We start from the raw sequence: 20,830 nt of genomic DNA on the forward strand, positions 1-20,830 counted from the left end.
GACAGGACGCCTGCGATAAACAGCCAGATATCAAACGAGTGGAAAGCCCCTGTCGAAGACCGGGGCTTTTTGCTATGTGACATTTTGGAGGGAGGACTGGGAGAGCGTATCCACGTATCTCTGTCGCTGTCCACTTCACCAAGGACTCGGCTAATTATGATCGAAAACGGTCGAGTATTAGCCGATGCGGAAGTCATTGAGCAAACAAAGAAAAATAGATAAAACGCATAACGTTTTTTTAGCCACAGTGAAACATTTTCACCTTATGCGTTGAGCTCTCGACATTAGTACAAAAACTCGCTATCTTCGGGCATCTGGATGTCTAAACGTTTAAACGTATGCTTTGAGGATATAAGGTTATGCCAATTCGGGTTCCTGATGAGTTACCAGCCGTCAATTTTCTGCGGAATGAAAACGTCTTTGTGATGACGTCCTCGCGTGCTAAAACGCAGGAAATTCGCCCCCTCAAAGTGCTGGTTCTGAACCTGATGCCTAAAAAGATCGAGACTGAAAACCAGTTTCTACGCCTGTTATCCAATTCTCCCCTACAGATTGATATTCAACTGCTGCGTATCGATAGCCGTGAATCAAAGAATACGCCAACTGAGCATTTGGATAACTTCTACTGCAATTTTGACGACATTCAGGACGAAAATTTTGATGGCTTGATTGTTACCGGCGCCCCATTGGGGTTAGTCGATTTCTGTGATGTTGTTTATTGGCCGCAGATTGCACGGGTCATCGAATGGGCAAAAGAGCATGTTACATCCACATTATTCGTGTGTTGGGCTGTACAGGCTGCTCTCAATATCCTCTACGATATTCCCAAGATGACTCGGAAGGAAAAGCTGTCCGGTGTTTACTTGCATCAAACGTTACAACCCCACGCTTTGCTGACCCGCGGCTTTGATGAAACGTTTCTGGCCCCACATTCTCGCTATGCAGATTTTCCGGCTGATGTGATTCGGCAGCATACGGATTTGGATATTCTGGTTGAGTCGGAGCAGGCTGGCGCCTATCTGTTTGCCAGTAAAGATAAACGTCTGGCGTTCGTTACCGGGCATCCCGAATATGACGTTCTGACGCTGGCAGGAGAGTTTTTCCGTGATTGTGATGCTGGATTGGATCCGGCTGTTCCGGTAAATTATTTCCCCGATGACAACCCTGAACTGGCACCGAAAGCGAGCTGGCGTAGCCACGGTCATCTGCTTTTTGTTAACTGGCTGAATTACTATGTTTACCAGATTACGCCTTACGATTTACGCAAAATGAATCCTACGCTGGACTAACTCTCATCTTGATCTTTTTCTCTAAGGCACCATTGAGGGTGCCTTTCTTTTTTGTGCTGAATCATTCCATTTCTGTTAGTTAGTGAAAGTCATTTCTCTTCTTTTTTAATTTTAATCTTCATTTTTATTATATGGTTATGTTGATAAAATAATAAAAATGGAAATTGTTTTTGATTTTGTGTTTTCTTGTATTACGCTTAATTCTGTCGGCTAAGAAATATACATACTGGTTTGCCGATCTGGCGGTTGTTGATGAATGAAGCGGAATCTGAAAAGGAACCACGAATGATACAGCAGACGATAAACAGAGAATTGGCATTTAGTCAGTGTTTTGGCGAAGGTGAGAAGCAAATTCTTACGGAGGAAGCGATTGATTTCTTAACGGAGCTTGTCGCGCATTTCACGCCGGCACGTAATCAGTTGCTCGCCGAACGACATGTCCAGCAGCGTAATATCGATCAGGGTAAGCTGCCTGATTTTATTTCAGAAACGGCTTCCATTCGTGATAAGGCGTGGACAATACGCGGTATTCCCGATGACCTTCAGGATCGCCGTGTTGAGATTACCGGCCCGGTTGAACGCAAAATGGTGATCAACGCATTGAATGCCAATGTGAAAGTTTTCATGGCGGACTTTGAGGATTCACTGTCACCGGGATGGGAAAAGGTCATCGATGGGCAAATCAACTTACATGATGCTGTACGCGGTACGATTTCCTACATCAATGAAGCAGGAAAAATCTACCAGTTGCAACCCAATCCTGCTGTGTTGATTTGCCGTGTGCGCGGGTTGCATTTGCCTGAAAAACACGTGTCCTGGCAGGGGGAAGCTATTCCCGGCAGCCTGTTTGATTTCGCGCTGTATTTTTTCCACAACTACCAGGAACTGCTGAAGAAAGGTAGCGGTCCTTATTTCTATTTGCCAAAGACGCAGTCATGGCAGGAAGCGGCCTGGTGGAACGATGTCTTCTGCTATACGGAAGATCGCTTTGATCTCCCGCGGGGGACGATCAAAGCGACGGTGTTGATTGAAACGCTGCCCGCCGTTTTCCAGATGGACGAAATTCTCTATCACTTACGTGACCATATCGTTGGGCTGAACTGCGGCCGCTGGGATTATATCTTCAGCTATATCAAAACATTAAAAAACCATAGCGATCGTGTTCTGCCCGATCGCCAGTCGGTGACGATGGAAAAACCCTTTCTTAGCGCTTACTCGCGGCTGTTGATTAAAACCTGTCATCGTCGCGGCGCATTCGCCATGGGCGGGATGGCGGCGTTCATACCGAGTAAGGATGCTGAGCGTAATAATTGGGTATTGGATAAGGTGCGTAAAGACAAAGAGCTGGAAGCGAATAATGGTCACGATGGCACCTGGGTCGCTCATCCGGGGCTGGCAGATGCTGTGATGGAAGTGTTCGATCGGGCGTTAGGTGAGCGCAAGAATCAGCTCGATATCAACCGTGAACAAGATGCGCCCATTCGTGCCGAGGAATTGCTGGAACCTTGCCTGGGAGAGCGCACGGAAGTCGGGATGCGTGCGAATATCCGCGTTGCCGTGCAGTACATTGAAGCGTGGATATCCGGTAATGGTTGCGTCCCTATTTATGGATTGATGGAAGACGCTGCGACAGCTGAAATTTCCCGCACCTCAATCTGGCAGTGGATTCGTCATGGTAAGACGCTGAGCGATGGTCGAGTGATCACCAAAGCGTTGTTCCGCCAGATGCTAGCCGAAGAGATGTTTGTGATTCAGGAGGAATTAGGTGATTCCCGCTTTAGCGGAGGGCGCTTTGATGAAGCCGCTCGGCTGATGGAACAAATCACCACGCAAGATGAGCTGATCGACTTCCTGACGCTACCCGGCTACGCATTGCTTGATTAATCCTTACTGATAATAAAAAGGAACCTCTGCTATGACGACCTCTCGTACCCAACAAGTCCAGCATATCGAAAAAGAGTGGAAAACCGCGCGCTGGGAAGGTATTGCGCGCCCCTACAGCGCAGAAGATGTGATTAATCTACGTGGTTCGGTGAATCCTGAATGCACGCTCGCGCAGCTCGGCGCGGCGAAGTTATGGAACCTGCTGCATGGCGACGCCCGCAAAGGCTATGTTAACTGCCTGGGAGCGCTGACGGGTGGGCAAGCCTTACAGCAGGCGAAAGCCGGCATTGAAGCGATTTACCTTTCCGGTTGGCAGGTGGCTGCGGATGCCAATCTGGCGTCGAGCATGTATCCCGATCAGTCGCTCTACCCAGCGAATTCCGTGCCTGCCGTGATCGAACGTATTAATAACACCTTTCGGCGTGCCGATCAGATTCAGTGGGCGAACCACATTGAGCCAGGTGATAAACGCCATACCGACTACTTCCTGCCAATTGTTGCGGATGCAGAAGCTGGATTTGGCGGCGTGCTTAATGCGTTCGAGCTGATGAAATCAATGATTGAAGCGGGCGCGGCGGCGGTTCACTTTGAAGATCAACTGGCATCGGCGAAGAAATGTGGGCACATGGGCGGCAAGGTGCTGGTTCCCACGCAGGAAGCGGTTCAGAAGTTGGTGGCCGCGCGTCTGGCGGCGGATGTCATGGGCGTGCCGACCTTACTGGTTGCGCGAACCGATGCGGATGCCGCAGATTTGCTGACCTCCGACTGTGATGAATATGATCGTGATTTCATTACCGGAGAACGCACGGTGGAAGGCTTCTATCGTACGCGTGCTGGGATTGAACAGGCAATCAGCCGCGGGCTAGCCTACGCGCCTTATGCCGATTTAGTGTGGTGCGAAACCTCAACGCCGGATTTATCGTTGGCGCGTCGTTTTGCTGAGGCCATCCACGCTAAGTTCCCCGGCAAGCTGCTGGCGTACAACTGTTCACCTTCCTTTAACTGGAAGAAGAACCTGGATGACAGCACGATTGCACGTTTTCAGGATGAGCTGTCGGCGATGGGCTACAAGTATCAGTTTATTACGCTGGCTGGCATTCATAGCATGTGGTTCAACATGTTTGATCTGGCGCACGCCTATGCGCAGGGCGAAGGGATGAGGCACTACGTAGAAAAAGTGCAGCAGCCTGAATTTGAAGCGATTAAAGACGGTTATACCTTCTCATCGCATCAGCAGGAGGTCGGTACTGGCTACTTCGATAAAGTGACGAACATCATTCAGGGAGGCCAGTCTTCAGTGACGGCGCTGACGGGATCGACAGAAGAACAGCAGTTCTGATCCTAACCCGGCCAGTATTTGGCTGGTCGGGTTTCATCGGGAGATCATGATGACGCGTGACCTTGAAAAGCTGGTGGCGCAGACGATCCTACAAGGGTTTGATGCGCAATATGGTCGTTTTCTCGAAGTCACCGCGGGCGCACAGCAGCGCTTTGAACAGGCTGACTGGCCCGCTGTGCAACAGGCAATGAAACAACGTATTCACTTATACGATCATCATGTTGGTCTGGTGGTCGCACAGTTGCGCTGTATTACCGGCATCCGTTGCGATGATGCAGATTTTTTGGCGCGGGTGAAGCATATCTACACTGGCTTATTGCCGGACTATCCGCGTTTCGAGATTGCGGAGAGCTTTTTCAATTCCGTCTATTGTCGGCTGTTTAATCATCGGGAACTGACTCCCGATAAACTGTTTGTTTTCAGTTCTCAGCCAGAGCAGCGCTTTCATGAAATTCCCCGACCGATTGCCAAGACGTTTGTGCCAACCGACGGCTGGCAGCGTATGTTGGAAAAACTGCTGGGTGATGTGCCGCTGCGTTTACCGTGGGAAGATTTGCCGCGTGATATTGACTATATCCTTACGTATTTACAGCGCGCCTTCTCTGCTGAGCAGCTTGATCAGGCGACGTTACAGGTAGCGAATGAGCTATTTTACCGTAACAAAGCGGCCTGGCTGGTGGGGAAACTATCGCTGCCTGACGGTGTTTTTCCGTTCCTGCTGCCGATTCACCACAACGAACGTGGGGCGCTATTTATTGACACCTGCCTGACGGCTCAGGCAGACGCCAGCATTGTGTTTGGTTTCGCCCGTTCTTACTTTATGGTGTACGCTCCGTTGCCGTTCGCGCTGGTGGCCTGGCTTCGTGACATTCTGCCAGGGAAGACGACGGCGGAGCTTTATCTGGCTATTGGCTGCCAGAAGCACAGTAAAACCGAGTATTACCGCGAATACCTGCATTACATTGCCGAATCAGAAGAGCAGTTCATTATCGCCCCCGGCGTGAAAGGTATGGTGATGCTGGTATTTACGCTGCCTTCGTTCGATCGCGTGTTTAAGGTCATCAAAGATCGTTTTGCGCCACAGAAAGAGGTAAGTGCAGAGCGGGTAATGGCGTGCTATCAACTGGTGAAAGAGCACGACCGTGTCGGACGCATGGCGGACACGCAGGAATATGAAAACTTCGTCATCGATAAGCACCGCATCAGCCCGGAATTATTGGATGAGCTCTGGCGGGAGGTGCCGGAAAAATTGGAGGATCTTGGCGATCGGCTGGTGATCCGACATTTGTATATGGAACGCCGGATGACGCCGCTGAATCTCTATCTGGAACAGGCAAACGCACAGCAACTGCACGATGTGATTGAAGAATATGGCAATGCTATCAAACAGCTGGCTGCGGCGAATATTTTCCCCGGTGATATGTTGTTTAAGAATTTCGGCGTCACGCGTCATGGGCGAGTTGTGTTTTATGATTACGATGAGATCTGCTACATGACCGAGGTGAATTTCCGCAAGATTCCGCTGCCGCGTCACCCGGAGGACGAACTGGCCGCAGAGCCGTGGTACAGCGTCGCGCCGAATGATGTGTTTCCTGAAGAGTTTCCGCATTTCCTGTGCAGCGACCGCCACATTCGTATGCTGTTTGAGGAAATGCATGGCGATCTGTTTTGTGCGGACTACTGGCGTGCATTACAACAGCGCATCAGGGAAGGGCACATTGAGGATGTTTACGCCTACCGGCGTAGGAAGCGTTTTAGCCAACGCGCTGCAATTTGAGCGTGGCTCGTTATTCGTTATATGTATTCTGTCTCAGAGAGCGTTTCGTGCGCCACACCGCTGCCATTTACATGCGATACCGTATACGCGCCCGACGTAGGGCGGCTCAGTCGCCGCCGCCCTACGAACCCAGGCTTCCGGCTAAATTATGCCGCTACGCGGTTCCATCGATGCTCTTGACCGCTAGTCGAGCCGCCAGTGACGCGTTCCATACGCGGCACTGGCTTTCGCGACGTCCTGTCGCTCACTCGGCGGTCAAGTTCACCGCTGCATAATTTTTACGCCGGGTAATAGTAAAACTCGTCATAACAAACTCTTATTACGAGAAATACACTTTATTCATAACCCACTGTATTCCTGCATGACCTGCTTCGCAGCTTTGATTACCAGCGCACCGAGTTCGGTGACGCGGTCATCCGTGATACGTGATACGGGACCGGAAATGGAAATGGCGGCGAAGGCTTCGTGATGTTCATCCAGAATACAGGCCGCGATGCAGCGTAGCCCCAGCGCGTGCTCTTCATCATCGAACGAATACCCCTGCTTGCGAATCAACAAGAGATTTTCCTTCAGCGCTTGTGGCGAACTGAACGTGTGTGGCGTATAGCCATGCAGTCCTTTCTTGTGCAGCAACTGGGTGACCTGAGCATCGGGTAAATGCGCCAGAAACGCTTTCCCAGCACCAGAAGCATGCATTGGCAACTTACCGCCGATCGGTGCAGACATACGCATCAGCGCCGTACATTGCACCTGATCGATGATGATCGCCTGACTATCCGTTTGCTCGAGAACGGCCAGATTGACCGTCTCGCCGGAGTCTTCCATTAATTTGCGCAGTATCGGATGCACAATCGCCAACAGGTTGCGACTTTGCAGAAAGCTACTGCCGACGATAAACGCGTGCGATGCGATCGTCCACAGCCCCAGATCGCCAATCTGACGCACAAAACCCTGCTGCTGCATGGTGGTGAGCAGACGATGAGTGGTGGAATTCGGTAAACCGGCCTGCTGAGCCAGATCGGTTAGCGCCACGCTGCCGTTTGCTTTGGCGATGTATTCAAGCAGCGTCAGGCCACGGGTCAGCGACTGAACCTGCCCGGTTGGCTGTGCAGCGGTGCCCATACTGGCTCTGGGTTTCTTCCCGCGTTTGGCTGGTTCTGGTGGCGTCATGGCGTCGATTCCTTTTTATGATAATGGAATTGATTTTCGTTTTTTTACCACAGAATGCAACTCTTCTTTCTCTGTGTTTTTTATCAGCAAATTACCTGAAAAAGTCTCATGCTACCTCGCGTTAGCCTACTCATAACTTATGCTAGGATACACACAACATATCGTATTTATTGGCCGGGAATGGGGTTCGCGTGAGTAATCGGGTAGATGAATTGCGGCGTCAGTTGGCGCAACGCATTATGGTGCTGGATGGTGGTATGGGAACCATGATCCAGGGTTATCGCCTGCAAGAAGCAGATTATCGCGGCGAGCGCTTTGCTGACTGGCCGAGTGATGTGAAGGGAAATAACGATCTGCTGGTGCTGACCCAGCCGCAGGTGATTAGTGAAATCCATGATGCCTATCTGGAAGCCGGTGCCGACATTCTCGAAACCAACACCTTCAACTCCACCACCATCGCGATGGCGGACTATGATATGCAGGCGTTGTCAGCGGAAATTAATACCGTTGCCGCACAGCTGGCGCGTGCTAGCGCAGACAGATGGACAGCATTAACGCCGGATAAGCCGCGCTATGTAGCCGGTGTGCTTGGCCCGACGAACCGCACTGCGTCGATCTCCCCCGATGTTAACGATCCAGCGTTTCGTAACGTCAGTTTTGATCAACTGGTGGAAGCGTATCGTGAATCGACCCGCGCACTGATCGCCGGTGGTGTTGATCTGATCATGATCGAAACCATTTTCGATACGTTGAATGCTAAAGCGGCGAGCTTTGCCGTCGAAAGTGAATTTGAAGCGTTAGGGATCGTCCTACCCGTGATGATTTCCGGCACGATCACGGATGCGTCAGGACGTACGTTATCCGGCCAAACAACGGAAGCTTTTTACAACTCTTTGCGTCATTCCCGCCCACTTTCCTTCGGTCTTAACTGCGCATTGGGGCCAGATGAGCTACGCCAGTATGTCGCCGAGCTATCACGTATTTCAGAATGCTATGTGAGCGCACACCCGAATGCAGGGCTGCCTAACGCCTTCGGGGAATACGATCTGGATCCATCTGATATGGCGAAACATATCGGAGAATGGGCGCGATCGGGTTTCCTGAATATCGTCGGCGGCTGCTGTGGATCGACGCCTGCACACATTGCCGCGATGGCTAAAGTTGTGGAAGGTGTGCCGCCGCGTAAGCTGCCGGAGATCCCGGTGGCTTGTCGTTTATCCGGCCTTGAACCGCTGACCATCGATGCCAACACCCTGTTTGTTAATGTGGGCGAACGGACGAACGTTACCGGTTCTGCACGTTTTAAACGTCTGATCAAAGAAGAGAAATATAACGAAGCGCTGGATGTCGCCCGCCAACAGGTGGAAAGTGGCGCGCAGATCATCGACATCAATATGGATGAAGGCATGCTGGATGCGGAAGCGGCGATGATCCGTTTCCTGAATCTCATTGCCGGTGAACCAGATATCGCCCGTGTGCCTATTATGATCGACTCCTCAAAATGGGATGTGGTTGAGAAAGGGCTTAAATGTATTCAGGGCAAAGGCATTGTTAACTCAATCTCCATGAAGGAAGGCGTTGAGACCTTTATTCATCACGCTAAGCTGGTGCGGCGTTATGGCGCAGCCGTGGTGGTGATGGCCTTCGATGAAGTCGGACAGGCAGATACCCGCGCGCGTAAAATTGAAATTTGTCGCCGGGCTTATCAAATCCTCACAGAAGAAGTTGGCTTCCCGCCGGAAGATATTATTTTCGACCCGAATATTTTCGCCGTGGCAACGGGGATCGACGAGCACAACAACTACGCGGTGGATTTCATCGAAGCCTGTGCAGACATTAAGGCGCAGTTGCCGCATGCGATGATCTCCGGCGGCGTGTCTAATGTATCGTTCTCATTCCGTGGCAACGATCTGGTACGTGAGGCGATCCACGCCGTCTTCCTGTATTACGCGATCCGCAATGGTATGGACATGGGGATCGTGAACGCCAGTCAGTTGGCGATCTATGACGATCTTCCCATTGAGCTGCGCGATGCGGTAGAGGATGTGATCCTTAACCGTCGCAGCGACGCCACCGAGCGTATGCTCGAACTGGCAGAAAAATATCGCGGTAGCAAAACGGAAGATGAAGGCAATAAAACGCAGGCAGAGTGGCGCGGCTGGGATGTGAAGAAGCGTCTGGAGTATTCGCTGGTTAAAGGCATTACCGAGTTTATCGAGCTGGATACGGAAGAAGCGCGTCAGCAGGCGTCACGACCGATCGAGGTAATCGAGGGGCCGTTGATGGACGGCATGAACGTAGTTGGCGACCTATTCGGTGCAGGCAAAATGTTTTTGCCGCAGGTAGTGAAATCCGCGCGAGTGATGAAGCAGGCGGTGGCTTACCTCGAACCCTACATTGATGCGAGTAAAGACAAAGGCTCGTCTGCTGGGAAAATCCTGTTGGCGACGGTAAAAGGCGACGTTCATGATATTGGTAAGAATATCGTCGGCGTAGTGCTGCAATGTAACAACTACGAAATTATCGATCTGGGTGTGATGGTGCCGACGGATAAAATCCTGAAGACCGCGCGTGAAGAGAAGGTTGATATCATCGGGCTGTCCGGACTGATTACACCGTCGTTGGATGAAATGGTCAACGTGGCGAAAGAGATGGAGCGTCAGGGCTTTACGCTGCCGCTGTTAATTGGCGGCGCGACGACCTCTAAAGCGCATACTGCCGTGAAGATTGAGCAGAACTACAGCGGCCCGACGGTCTACGTGCAGAACGCCTCACGCTCTGTCGGTGTGGTATCGGCCTTGCTGTCTAGTACACAGTATGACGACTTTGTTGCGCGTACCCGTAAAGAGTACGACACCGTGCGTATTCAGCATGCGCGTAAAAAACCGAGAACGCCGCCCGTGACGCTGGAAGTGGCTCGCGCTAACGCTTCCGATCTGGATTGGGAGAACTACACGCCGCCAGCTGCGCATCGGCTGGGCGTGCAGGCGGTGACAGCTAGCATCGAAACGCTGCGCAACTACATCGACTGGACGCCGTTCTTTATGACCTGGTCGCTGGCCGGGAAATATCCCCGCATTCTGGAAGATGAAGTGGTGGGTGAAGAGGCAAAACGCCTGTTTGCCGATGCTAATGCGATGCTGGACGATTTGTCCGAGCGCGGTGCGCTGAACCCTCGTGGTGTGGTGGGTTTATTCCCTGCGAACCGCGTAGGTGATGACGTGGTGATTTATACCGATGAACGGCGTGAAACGGTGCTGTCAGTCAGCCATCATCTGCGTCAACAGACGGAAAAAACTGATTTCCCGAACTACTGCCTGTCCGATTTTGTTGCGCCGAGATCCAGCGGTAAGCCTGATTATCTTGGTGCCTTCGCGGTGACCGGCGGGCTGGAAGAGGATGCGTTGGCGGATCTGTGGGAAGCGCAGCATGATGATTACAACAAGATCATGGTGAAGGCGATTTCTGACCGTCTGGCGGAATCCTTTGCGGAGTACCTGCACGAGCGTGTGCGTAAGGTTTACTGGGGCTATGCGCCGAATGAGAACCTCAGTAATGAGTTGCTGATTCGTGAGAATTATCAGGGCGTTCGCCCCGCACCAGGCTATCCCGCTTGTCCAGATCACACGGAGAAAGTACAAATCTGGCAGTTGCTGGATGTGGAAAAACATACCGGCATGAAGCTAACCGAATCCTATGCCATGTGGCCGGGCGCGTCAGTATCCGGCTGGTATTTCAGTCACCCTGACAGTAAATACTTTGCCGTTGCACAAATCCAGCGCGATCAGGTAGAGGATTACGCGGTGCGTAAAGGCATGGAAGTGGGTGAGGTGGAGCGCTGGCTAGCGCCGAATCTCGGCTATGATGCGGACTAAAGTGCCAGTAAAAGAAAATAATATCTATGGGCTAACAAGTGTTGGTTTTCAACTGGCGTCAAAAATTCTGCTGAGGTGAGCGTGACCGCAGGGTGAGCCGCATGGACGCGGCGAAAGTCAGTGCCGCGTCGGGAACGCGTCACTGGCGACCCTGACCACGGGCACGAACGCCGAAGGTACCGCGAAGCGGCAGAATTTCCGCCAAAAAAGCCTGGGTTCTCAGGGCGGCGGCGATTGAGCGCCCTGAGTCGGGCGTGGTGCTGATAGCACAGAGAAATACTCGGCTTACCACGCACGAAACGTCTGCTTTTTTGCATATCTGTACTGGTTTCGTGATTGAGCCCATGCAATATCTCTCCCGCTGATGATCCTGTGTTACGCGAACACCATTTCAATGAGAATAGTTATCAGTCTTATTGATGAGATTTCATGGTAATGGTAAGGTGAGCACCAATTAAGCAGAAAGCATTTTTCTGTTTTCATTCCACGCATTTCCGCTAATCTCAGGCCTGATTCTGGGCGTTAAACAGGATGAGGGTATCTTTCAGGCTCATGTTAAAACGACTCTTTTCCATCGAGGATTTCTTCGATATTGGTGAACGTTACGGGATTGATTACCATTTCCCGCAGTTGTCATCTTGCCGCGATCGCACGAAAGAAAAGCATATCGTGGTGCAGGGCGATGTCGAAGAGATGACGCTATCTTCCGGTATTTGTCTGACGAACTCTAACGTGCGCGTGTTGCAGCCTTACGAATCTACGTCTTTACACTGCTGCCCGTTTTATACGCTGGTAGTGTTGGAAGGGTGCGTCGCGTTGCGCCTGAACGGTAAAGAGTTTGTCGTGCGCTCTGGTATGGCATTCAGCACCCGGCTAGGTGACCCGCTCGTCATGAACGCCAGCCATCTTGCCGATCACCATCTTCGTACCGTGTCTTTGGGGATTTTTCCCGCTACGTTTACTCTGGAGCCGCTCTTAGGTTTACTGCTGAGTGAGTGGGAGCAGAGTGGTAACCCAACATTTTTATGGCAGGTTCCCGGCTATTTGTTATCTGGGTTACAACATGTGCTTGAAAACACCACGCTGGGATTATCGCGCCAGCTTATGCTGGAAGGGGTGATGCTACAACTGCTGGGGCAGGGGTTGTCATTTGGGCAAGGTGGGGGAGAGCGGCGTATATTGCCCCCGCCCGGCGAACAGGAACGGCTGGAGAATGTTCGGCGGCTTCTGGCGCAGCAGCCTGAAAAAGAGTACACCCTCAATGAACTGGCGCAGCTGGCTGCGATGAGCACCAGCAGTTTACGCACCAAGTTTCGTCAGGCATATGGTCATTCTGTCTTTGACTACCTGCGCGACTGTCGGCTGGAGTTGTCTCGTCGCTATCTGGCGCAGGGATATAGCGTTCAGCAGGCCGCCTGGATGTCGGGCTACCAGCATGCCACCAACTTTGCGACGGCTTTCCGGCGACGTTACGGTATTGCGCCGAGCGATGCGCGCATAGCTAGTTAATCCTCCATTTTTAATCAATGCATTGACCCTTAATTACGCCGGACTTTTTCGCTTTGCTACGCGTCCGGCATCTTTCCGCTGAGTTCCCATTTTGTCATTGCGCATACGTAAGCCGTCATTGCGCATAGCTATCGTCAGACCAAAAACAGTAATAATTCTTATTTACAATAATAAGGTCTGTGGAGATTCCCATGTTCAGAAAAACGCGGCTGGCGCTGGTGGTTGGCTGTTTCACCAGTGGATTGACTGTGTCGGCATTGGCGCAGGATACGCCATCCTCTTCTTCTCAGGGTGATACGTTAGTCGTGACGTCTCAAACACAACGCGGTGCAACCAAACTGGAAACGCCCGATATTGAGACTCCTCAGGCCGTTTCTATCATTACACGCGATCAGATTCAGGAACAAGGGGCGACCAGCGTTCGGCAGGCGGTTGGCTATACACCGGGCGTATTCAATAATCAGATCGGTGCTTCCAACCGCTTTGACTATATGGTGTTGCGCGGCTTTTCTGACGGCAGCCTGGATAACGTTTATCTCGACGGGCTGAAGATGATGGGGGATACCAACTCTCATAGCTCGCTGGTGGTCGATCCTTGGTTTCTCGACAGCATTGAAGTGGTTAGAGGCCCCGCGTCTGTACTCTATGGACGTTCCTCGCCGGGCGGAATTGTGGCGCTGAATTCTCGTCAGCCGTCGTTCGACCGCAGCGGCCAGATCAAACTGTTTGCGGGCAATAATGCGCAGCGCGGTGCAGCATTTGACGTTACCGGTCCGCTGGACGATGACGAGCAGTTTGCGTTCCGTCTGGGCGGAATTGTGCGCGAAGCCGATACGCAGTTCAAAAAGACCAAAGAAGAGCGATATGCGATTGCGCCTAGCCTGTTGTGGCGAATTTCTGACAAGACGCGTCTGGAGTTAATGGCTTATCTGCAACGCGATCCTGAAGGTGGTAGCCACTCTGGTCTACCGTATGAAGGTACCGTGGTAGCGCATAACGGACGGAAGATCTCGAACACCTTCTATGAAGGGGAAGAGAATTATGAGAAATACGATCGTAAGCAAAACATGGTGGGGTATAACTTTGAACACGGCTTTGATAGCGGCTGGGCGGTGCGTCAAAAGCTGCGCTACCTGCGTACCAAAGTCCATTTGGATCAGGTCTACGCCTATGGCTGGACACAGCCGAGCGCCGATACGCTAACTCGCTACTACTCCGGTTCCCGTGAATCGCTGTCTGCATTAACGTTAGATAATCAGCTCGATGGCAGCGTGGATACTGGCGCGGTCAACCACCGTTTGCTGGTGGGGATTGATTATCAGCAACGCCATAATGACATGGACTGGCCGTCTGGCTCATTCCCGGCGATTGATGCGTTTAACCCTGTTTATGGTTCTGGGCCAACAGCAATGTCTGGCTCGCTGGAAAAACACAAGCTGCAACAAACGGGTATCTATGTACAGGATCAAATGAGCTGGGAGCGCTGGCGCTTAACTCTGGGTGGCCGCCACGACCAGGTGAAAGTGACCCATATTAACCAGACCAAAGGGACGCACAGCGAGTTGGATAAAAACAATTTTAGCTCGCGTGCTGCCTTACTCTATCTGTTTGATAACGGCTTTGCGCCGTATGTCAGCTATTCCACGGCCTTTACGCCGACCAGTTTCGCCGATGATAACGGCAATGTGCTGGATCCAATGAAAGGCAAGCAGTGGGAAGCAGGGATGAAGTATCAACCTGAAGGCTCTCAGGATCAGTACAGCCTGTCGGTCTTCCGTATTAATCAGAAAAATGTGGCGACAAAAGTTCAGCCTAATGATCCTTACCGTTCCATTGGTGAAATCGAGTCGGAAGGGGTCGAGCTGGAGGCGGTGAACCATATTACCGATAACTTGCGTCTGCAAGCGGCGTATACCTATACGGATATTCGCTATAAGAAAAGCAGCGTGGCTGAGCAAGGGAAACGTGCGGTGTATGCGCCGCGCAATCAGGCCAGCGCCTGGGCCAGCTACGATGTGAAAAGCGGTCCGCTGGATGGCCTGACCATTGGATCCGGTGTGCGTTACGTGAACGGCGTGACCTCCGATCGTGCTAATACCCACACGCTGCCTTCTTATACGCTGGTGGATATGGCGGTGGGATACGATCTCTCGAAGGTCGGTCTGAAAGGGCTAAGCGCGCAGCTTAATGTTAACAACCTGACCGATAAACGTTACGTGGCGGCCTGTAACTCACTGGAGTTCTGTTACTTTGGTGCCGAGCGTAGCGTGGTCGGCAGTGTGTCTTATTCGTTCTAATCGCATTTTTTGCTGCGATAACAAAAAAGCCGGGGGAACCCGGCTTTTTCACATAATAACTAGCGAACGGTTAATACAGGCCGATGGCTTTCCACCATAATAGACCTGCCCCCATAAAGATCGCCTGATTCACCAGACTAACGACAAAACCAGTGCGCCACCATATGGCGGTAGGGACGTAGCCAGCACCGAACAGAATAGGGCCGCGAGCGTGAGTATATTGCGTCAGTGAACAGTACAGGCTACTGGTAAACGCCAGCATGAACGCCATCGGTACGGCTGGAATGTTCAGGTTGATCCCGACACCGAGGAACACCGCGAAAAGCGCGGCGATCTGCGCGTTACCGCTGGCGAAGAAATAGTGGGTGTAGAAATAGGCCGCGTTCAGCAGCAACAACACCAATACCCAGCTTGTTCCCTGCATCAAATGGCCAATATTGCTGCCGATGAGATCGCCGAACCAGTTGGTAAAGCCGAGCTTTTTCAACTGATTTGCCATCATCAGCAGAGCGGCGAACCAAATCAGCGTATCCCAGGCACCTTTCTCGCTTTTCACGTCTTCCCAGCTTAGTACGCCGGTTAACAGCAGGAAGGAAAGCCCGACGAAGGAGGCGGTCGTGGCATCCACACCTAAGCGGTCGCCAAAAATCCACAGTACTAGCAGCAGGATAACGGTGAAGGCCATCAGCCACTCACCACGGCTCATGCTCCCCATCTTTTCCAATTCTGCGACGGCTAGCTTTGGCGCATCCGGCGTATGGCGAATTTCCGGCTTGGTCAGCCAATAGACGAGCAGCGGGACAACCGCCAGAGAGATTAAGCAGGGGACGAGCGCTGCCAGAAACCAGCTTCCCCAGGTAATGGTAACGCCCGCGTTGGCCGCCAGTTTTACTGCCAGCAGGTTGCCAGTATAGGCGGTCATAAACAGCGCCGCCGTCACGTCGTTAACGTTACCGATACAGGTAATCAGGAAGGTCCCAATCTTACTGCGCGATGCGTCTTCCGGCTTGGAATCAAAGCTACGCGACAGCGAATCTGCAATCGGATAAATAATCCCGCCGCAGCGTGCGGTGTTGCTCGGCATCGCGGGGGAAAGCACCAGATCGGCAAAGGCCAGACCGTAAGCCAGTCCGAGTGTCCGCTTTCCTAGCAGGCGGATCATCTGCAACGCGATGCGGCGGCCTAGCCCCGTTTTGATAAAGCCGCGTGCGATCATGAAGGCGACAACAATCAGCCAGATTAGCGAGCTGTTCAAATCGCTGAGAGCCGTTTGTATCGCGCCGCTGGCCGTTTTATCCCCTGCGGCGTAGGTCAGTGCAAAGAGCGTGATACTGATAATACCGATAGCCCCAATCGGGAGAACGTTAGCGACAATACAAACGATTGTGGCCACGAAAATGACGGCGGAGTGCCAGGCGGCGGGGTTTAAGCCTGTCGGGGGATCCATGTGCCAAAAAAAGGCGGCGATGGCAAGAATAACGATCAGTGGTAACCAGTTGAGTCCATACGAAGTTCTTGTCTTCATCCATTTTCCTTACTAAAAACTCAGAAGGATTGCTGGGTATACGCTAACGCGCTCAATTTGAAAAATATTAAGCAGGCTTAATATTTGGTAAGCATATAACCCATAAGAGGTACACAAGAGCATAACGTTAACCGGAAAAGACGGGAGGTGAAATTATCGTCTTATTGATTTAGATCCTGTTTTTTAAATATTGTCAGTTAATTAATTTATATCATTAATTGGTTGCTGAGCGATTTTGCTTTGGCGCGGTCTGTCTCGCAGTACGGTCAGCTAACATCTGGTAGGATGGTTGTTCATTACTTCATCAACACAATGTATTTCACCAAATTATGGTTTAACTGGAGGCGTGGACTTTTTGTTAACACTGTTGAATCTCCTCTCTGCGATTGCGTTACTGGTGTGGGGCACTCACATTGTGCGTACCGGTATCATGCGAGTTTATGGCACCCAGTTACGGCGGGTTCTCAGCGATAGCGTTGAGAAAAAACCATTGGCTTTTATGGCCGGCATTGGCGTAACTGCGCTGGTGCAGAGCAGCAATGCGACCGCTTTGCTGGCTACCTCTTTTGTCTCACAAGGGCTGGTGGCATTAACGCCTGCGTTGGTGATTATTCTCGGGGCTGATGTCGGTACGGCACTGATGGTGCGAATTCTGACGTTCGATCTATCCTGGCTTTCTCCGCTGCTGATTTTTCTTGGCGTGATGTTTTTCCTCAGCCGTAAACAGACGCGAGTCGGCCAGATTGGTCGCGTGGCGATTGGGCTTGGGCTGATTCTGCTGGCGCTGGAAATGATTGTCGTTGCTGCGGCTCCGATCACGCAAACATCGGGCGTGAAGGTACTGTTTTCGTCATTGACGGGCGACGTCATGCTGGATGCTCTGGCCGGCGCGCTGTTCGCGGTGGTTACCTATTCCAGTCTGGCGGCAGTGCTACTGACGGCAACCTTGACGGCAAGCGGCGTGATCTCGCTGGAAGTGGCGATGTGTCTGGTCATTGGTGCCAATCTGGGTAGCGGATTACTGACGATGATGAGCACCTCGACGCAGAATGCGGCAGGTCGACGAGTGGCGCTCGGCAGCATGCTGTTCAAGCTGATAGGTTGTTTGGTCGTGTTGCCGCTGGTTGAGCCGCTTTCGCGCTGGCTGACGCGTATTCCGTTAAGTGCTGAAGAGTTGGTGATCTACTTCCACTTGTTCTACAACCTGATTCGTTGCCTGCTGCTGATTCCGCTTACCGGCGTGGTGGCGCGCCTGTCCTGCGCGATGATTGCTGACTCGCCGCAGGTCGACCTACAGATGAAGCCTCGTCATCTGGATACCAGCTCGCTGGATACCCCTGCGCTGGCGCTAACCAATGCCGCGCGAGAAACGCTGCGAATTGGCGATGTGCTGGAGCAGATGCTGCGTTTGTACCGTGAGGTCTTGCAGGGCGACCATATGCAGCGGCGGGAGATTCGTCGGCTTGATGATGATGTCGATATCCTTTATACCGCGATTAAGCTCTATCTGGCGCAGATTCAGAAAGACGGGTTGGATGAACGGGATTCCCGGCGCTGGGCGGAAGTTATTGAAGTGGCGCTGAATCTGGAGCAAGCGGGAGATATTATCGAACGCATGGCTGATGATATTGCCAATCATTCATCCGGTGTACGAATGGCGTTTTCTGCACAGGGACTGGAAGAGTTGAACCAGTTGCATGAACAGCTATTGGCGAATCTGCGTCTGGGTCTGTCGGTTTTCCTCGCGGAGGATGTCACCAGTGCGAAACGTCTGCGCCGTGCCAAACATCGCTTTCGTATTATGAACCGCCGTTATGCACACGCGCATGTCGATCGCTTACATCAGCACAACGTACAGAGTCTGGAAACCAGTTCACTCCATTTGAGCTTGCTCGGAGACATGAATCGGCTGAATTCCCTGTTCTGTGCGGTGGCGTACAACGTCTTGATTGTGCAGCAGGACGGGGATGAAGAGCGCGAAGAATCACCGTTAACATTGTGATCCCTTTGGTGGAAGGTGATAGTCATCTTTATGCGGACTAAGAGACCGTTTCGTGCGCCATAATACTGCCATTTTCATGCTACTTCGTAGCACGCGCCCGACACAGGGCGGCTCAAACGCCGCTCGCCCCGTGACCCGAGGCTTACGGCGGAAATTATGCCGCTGACGCGGTTCCATCGGTGTTCGTGACCGCTAGTCGAGCCGCCAGTGACGCGTTCCATACGCGGCACTGGCTTTCGCGACGTCCTGTCGCTCACTCGGCGGCCAAGCCCACCGATGCATAATTTTTACGCCAGATAGGGGCAAAATCCGCGCTCACATAAAATGTGACTAAGAGACAGCGTGGAGAGAGCGAATTTACTCGAACAGGCTGCGGTGCAGCGTCTGTACCACTCGCTCGGCATCGTCACCGGGTACCAGGAAACACAGGTTATTGCTGCTGGCGCCGTAGCAGATCAGACGAATGCGGAAAGGTTCCAGCACGCCAAATACTTCTTTCCCAACGCCACAGGCCTGAGACAGCTTGTTGCCGATCAGTGCGACCAGCGACAGATTCTCTTCAACCTCGACTCGACATAGCGATGACAGCTCGGTCAGTAAGGCGCTAGACAGCAGGCTGTCGCCCGTTGAGGTAGAGCCGGTTGTATCGAGCGTCAACGCCACGTTGACTTCTGATGTGGTGATCAGGTCAACGGAGATGTTGTGACGCGCCAAAATGCTGAACACCTCGACCAGAAAGCCGCGTGCGTGCAACATATTCAGACTGTACAGCGTAAGTAGCGTTTGTTTACGGCGCAGCGCCAGTGCCCTGAACAGCGGCGGATTTTCGGTTTTATTGCACACCAGCGTACCGCCTGCGGCCGGATCTTTGCTGGAGCCGACGAATACCGGAATGTCGCTGCGAACCGCGGGCATTAGCGTGGCGGGATGCAAGACTTTCGCGCCAAATGTTGCCATTTCAGCAGCTTCTTCAAACATGATTTGATCGATGCGTTTTGCCGTCGGCACCACGCGTGGGTCGGTGGTGTAGATGCCGGGAACATCGGTCCAGATATCAATTCGGCTGACGTTGAGGGCTTCGCCCAGCAGTGCTGCCGTATAATCGCTACCGCCACGGCCCAGTGTGGTCGTGCGGCCTTTTGCTTCGCTACCAATAAAGCCCTGAGTAATCACCAGACCTTGTTCAATGCGCGGCTGCAACTGGCTACGAGTCAGCTCACCCAGCACGTCACAATCCGGCTGAGCGCGGCCAAAGTTATCGTCGGTACGCATGATTTTGCGCACATCAAACCACTCAGCAACCACATCGCGCTGGCGTAAAATCTCGACAAATAGCAGGGTAGACATCAGTTCGCCATGGCTAACCAGTTCATCGGTCAGGGCGTTGGATGTGGCGAGTGCTGCTGCCTCAGAAAGTGTGGTGACGCTGTCCAGCATGCGATCAATTTCATCGCGAATAACGCTTTGGTTGGTCAGCTTGTCGATAATGGCGTATTGGATCTGGCGGATTTTTGCCAGATGTTCGATACGCGTTTCCTGCGTTTGACCTTCCGCGAGTGCGACTAATAAGTTGGTGATACCAGCCGATGCTGACAGCACAACAACGCGTACATTTGGATTAGATAACACCACATCGGCGCTGCGGTTCATGGCGTCAAAGTCCGCCACGCTGGTGCCGCCAAATTTGGCAATAACGGTAGAATTCGCGTTTGCGGATACTTCAGTTGCAGACATGTCAAAAAACCTCGTGTCAGGGGTAGGCTGTTTTCAGTAAACAGCATTCCATTAATCAACCTTGGCACAGGGGGAGAGCAGAAGTAGGGGGCAGGCGTAGAAAATCACTACGATACACCCAGAAGCGCTCCACCTTGCTGAACGTCCATCAGGACGAATTCGGTGACAACCCAGAGGATTCAGCCTCTGTAGTCGATAGGGTGAAAGCCGTACTCCACCGTATCTCGGCGTCGCTCCCCCTCGGATATCATCAGCGGATTACGGTTCCTCCGATATCTTACCTGGGCGACGCGCCTCTTCTGGCTTGCACACCGAGTGTGCAAGTACGGTGTTAGAAATAACGGGTTATGCGGTTTCTGTCAATAAACAATCTGTCAGTAACTACAGGCCATGAACCGCTTTTAGCAAGAAAAGGGATCTCAATTGGGA

The 20,830-nt window shown here is 52.2% G+C and carries 11 protein-coding genes, 1 pseudogene and 1 riboswitch; of the genes and pseudogenes, 9 read left to right on the forward strand and 3 right to left on the reverse strand.

From position 1 onward, the window contains the following. The 5 genes and pseudogenes from KP22_RS22630 to aceK all read left to right on the forward strand — a co-directional run. Positions 1 to 222: pseudogene (locus KP22_RS22630) on the forward strand (hypothetical protein); the annotation flags it as partial. Positions 223 to 359: 137 nt separating this feature from the next. Next, positions 360 to 1,289, forward strand: coding sequence for a homoserine O-acetyltransferase MetA (gene metA, locus KP22_RS10110; protein ID WP_039308783.1), 930 nt, complete (start codon positions 360 to 362; stop codon positions 1,287 to 1,289). A gap of 285 nt (positions 1,290 to 1,574) precedes the next feature. Further along, a complete protein-coding gene (gene aceB / locus KP22_RS10115; protein WP_039324081.1) occupies positions 1,575 to 3,173 on the forward strand; it encodes a malate synthase A in 1,599 nt (532 codons plus the stop codon). A gap of 31 nt (positions 3,174 to 3,204) precedes the next feature. Further along, positions 3,205 to 4,512 (forward strand): isocitrate lyase, encoded by a 1,308-nt coding sequence (aceA, locus tag KP22_RS10120; protein ID WP_039308787.1) that lies wholly within the window; start codon positions 3,205 to 3,207, stop codon positions 4,510 to 4,512. A gap of 49 nt (positions 4,513 to 4,561) precedes the next feature. Next, a complete protein-coding gene (aceK, locus tag KP22_RS10125; RefSeq protein WP_039324083.1) occupies positions 4,562 to 6,289 on the forward strand; it encodes a bifunctional isocitrate dehydrogenase kinase/phosphatase in 1,728 nt (575 codons plus the stop codon). 339 nt (positions 6,290 to 6,628) lie between these two features. Here aceK and iclR read toward each other — a convergent pair whose 3' ends face one another. Beyond that, complete coding sequence (gene iclR, locus KP22_RS10130; RefSeq protein WP_039308793.1) at positions 6,629 to 7,459, reverse strand: glyoxylate bypass operon transcriptional repressor IclR; 831 nt, start codon at positions 7,457 to 7,459, stop codon at positions 6,629 to 6,631. 191 nt (positions 7,460 to 7,650) lie between these two features. Between iclR and metH the strand changes: the two genes are divergently transcribed. The 3 genes from metH (at position 7,651) to foxA (ending at position 15,140) form a co-directional block, all read left to right on the forward strand. Beyond that, positions 7,651 to 11,334 carry a methionine synthase gene (gene metH, locus KP22_RS10135; RefSeq protein WP_039324087.1) on the forward strand — a complete coding sequence of 1,228 codons (3,684 nt, stop codon included), beginning with the start codon at positions 7,651 to 7,653 and terminating at the stop codon, positions 11,332 to 11,334. Positions 11,335 to 11,886: 552 nt separating this feature from the next. Further along, on the forward strand, positions 11,887 to 12,843 hold the full coding sequence (locus tag KP22_RS10145) for a helix-turn-helix transcriptional regulator (protein ID WP_039324092.1): 957 nt from the start codon (positions 11,887 to 11,889) through the stop codon (positions 12,841 to 12,843). A gap of 191 nt (positions 12,844 to 13,034) precedes the next feature. After that, complete coding sequence (foxA, locus tag KP22_RS10150) at positions 13,035 to 15,140, forward strand: ferrioxamine B receptor FoxA (protein WP_039324094.1); 2,106 nt, start codon at positions 13,035 to 13,037, stop codon at positions 15,138 to 15,140. A gap of 70 nt (positions 15,141 to 15,210) precedes the next feature. On the opposite strand, the gene KP22_RS10155 is transcribed toward foxA, so the two are convergent. Beyond that, positions 15,211 to 16,665: a DASS family sodium-coupled anion symporter gene (locus tag KP22_RS10155; protein ID WP_039324096.1), complete on the reverse strand. Its 1,455-nt coding sequence runs from the start codon at positions 16,663 to 16,665 to the stop codon at positions 15,211 to 15,213. Positions 16,666 to 17,020: 355 nt separating this feature from the next. Between KP22_RS10155 and KP22_RS10160 the strand changes: the two genes are divergently transcribed. Next, positions 17,021 to 18,667: a Na/Pi cotransporter family protein gene (locus KP22_RS10160; RefSeq protein WP_039308823.1), complete on the forward strand. Its 1,647-nt coding sequence runs from the start codon at positions 17,021 to 17,023 to the stop codon at positions 18,665 to 18,667. Between the two features lie 357 nt (positions 18,668 to 19,024). Here the strand turns inward: KP22_RS10160 and lysC are convergent, their stop codons facing one another. After that, positions 19,025 to 20,401 (reverse strand): lysine-sensitive aspartokinase 3, encoded by a 1,377-nt coding sequence (gene lysC, locus KP22_RS10165; RefSeq protein WP_039308807.1) that lies wholly within the window; start codon positions 20,399 to 20,401, stop codon positions 19,025 to 19,027. A 114-nt stretch (positions 20,402 to 20,515) separates the two neighbouring features. Beyond that, a riboswitch (Lysine riboswitch) is annotated at positions 20,516 to 20,708 on the reverse strand. Positions 20,709 to 20,830 lie beyond the last annotated feature (122 nt).

This window comes from Pectobacterium betavasculorum (assembly GCF_000749845.1).
Taxonomy (GTDB): Bacteria; Pseudomonadota; Gammaproteobacteria; order Enterobacterales; family Enterobacteriaceae; genus Pectobacterium; species Pectobacterium betavasculorum.

Excerpts from the sequence above, each read along its gene's own strand:
- metA (WP_039308783.1), top strand. The coding sequence starts at position 360 with ATGCCAATTCGGGTTCCTGATGAGTTACCAGCCGTCAATTTTCTGCGG.
- aceB (WP_039324081.1), top strand. The coding sequence starts at position 1,575 with ATGATACAGCAGACGATAAACAGAGAATTGGCATTTAGTCAGTGTTTT.
- aceA (WP_039308787.1), top strand. The coding sequence starts at position 3,205 with ATGACGACCTCTCGTACCCAACAAGTCCAGCATATCGAAAAAGAGTGG.
- aceK (WP_039324083.1), top strand. The coding sequence starts at position 4,562 with ATGACGCGTGACCTTGAAAAGCTGGTGGCGCAGACGATCCTACAAGGG.
- iclR (WP_039308793.1), bottom strand. The coding sequence starts at position 7,459 with ATGACGCCACCAGAACCAGCCAAACGCGGGAAGAAACCCAGAGCCAGT.
- KP22_RS10145 (WP_039324092.1), top strand. The coding sequence starts at position 11,887 with ATGTTAAAACGACTCTTTTCCATCGAGGATTTCTTCGATATTGGTGAA.
- foxA (WP_039324094.1), top strand. The coding sequence starts at position 13,035 with ATGTTCAGAAAAACGCGGCTGGCGCTGGTGGTTGGCTGTTTCACCAGT.
- KP22_RS10155 (WP_039324096.1), bottom strand. The coding sequence starts at position 16,665 with ATGAAGACAAGAACTTCGTATGGACTCAACTGGTTACCACTGATCGTT.
- lysC (WP_039308807.1), bottom strand. The coding sequence starts at position 20,401 with ATGTCTGCAACTGAAGTATCCGCAAACGCGAATTCTACCGTTATTGCC.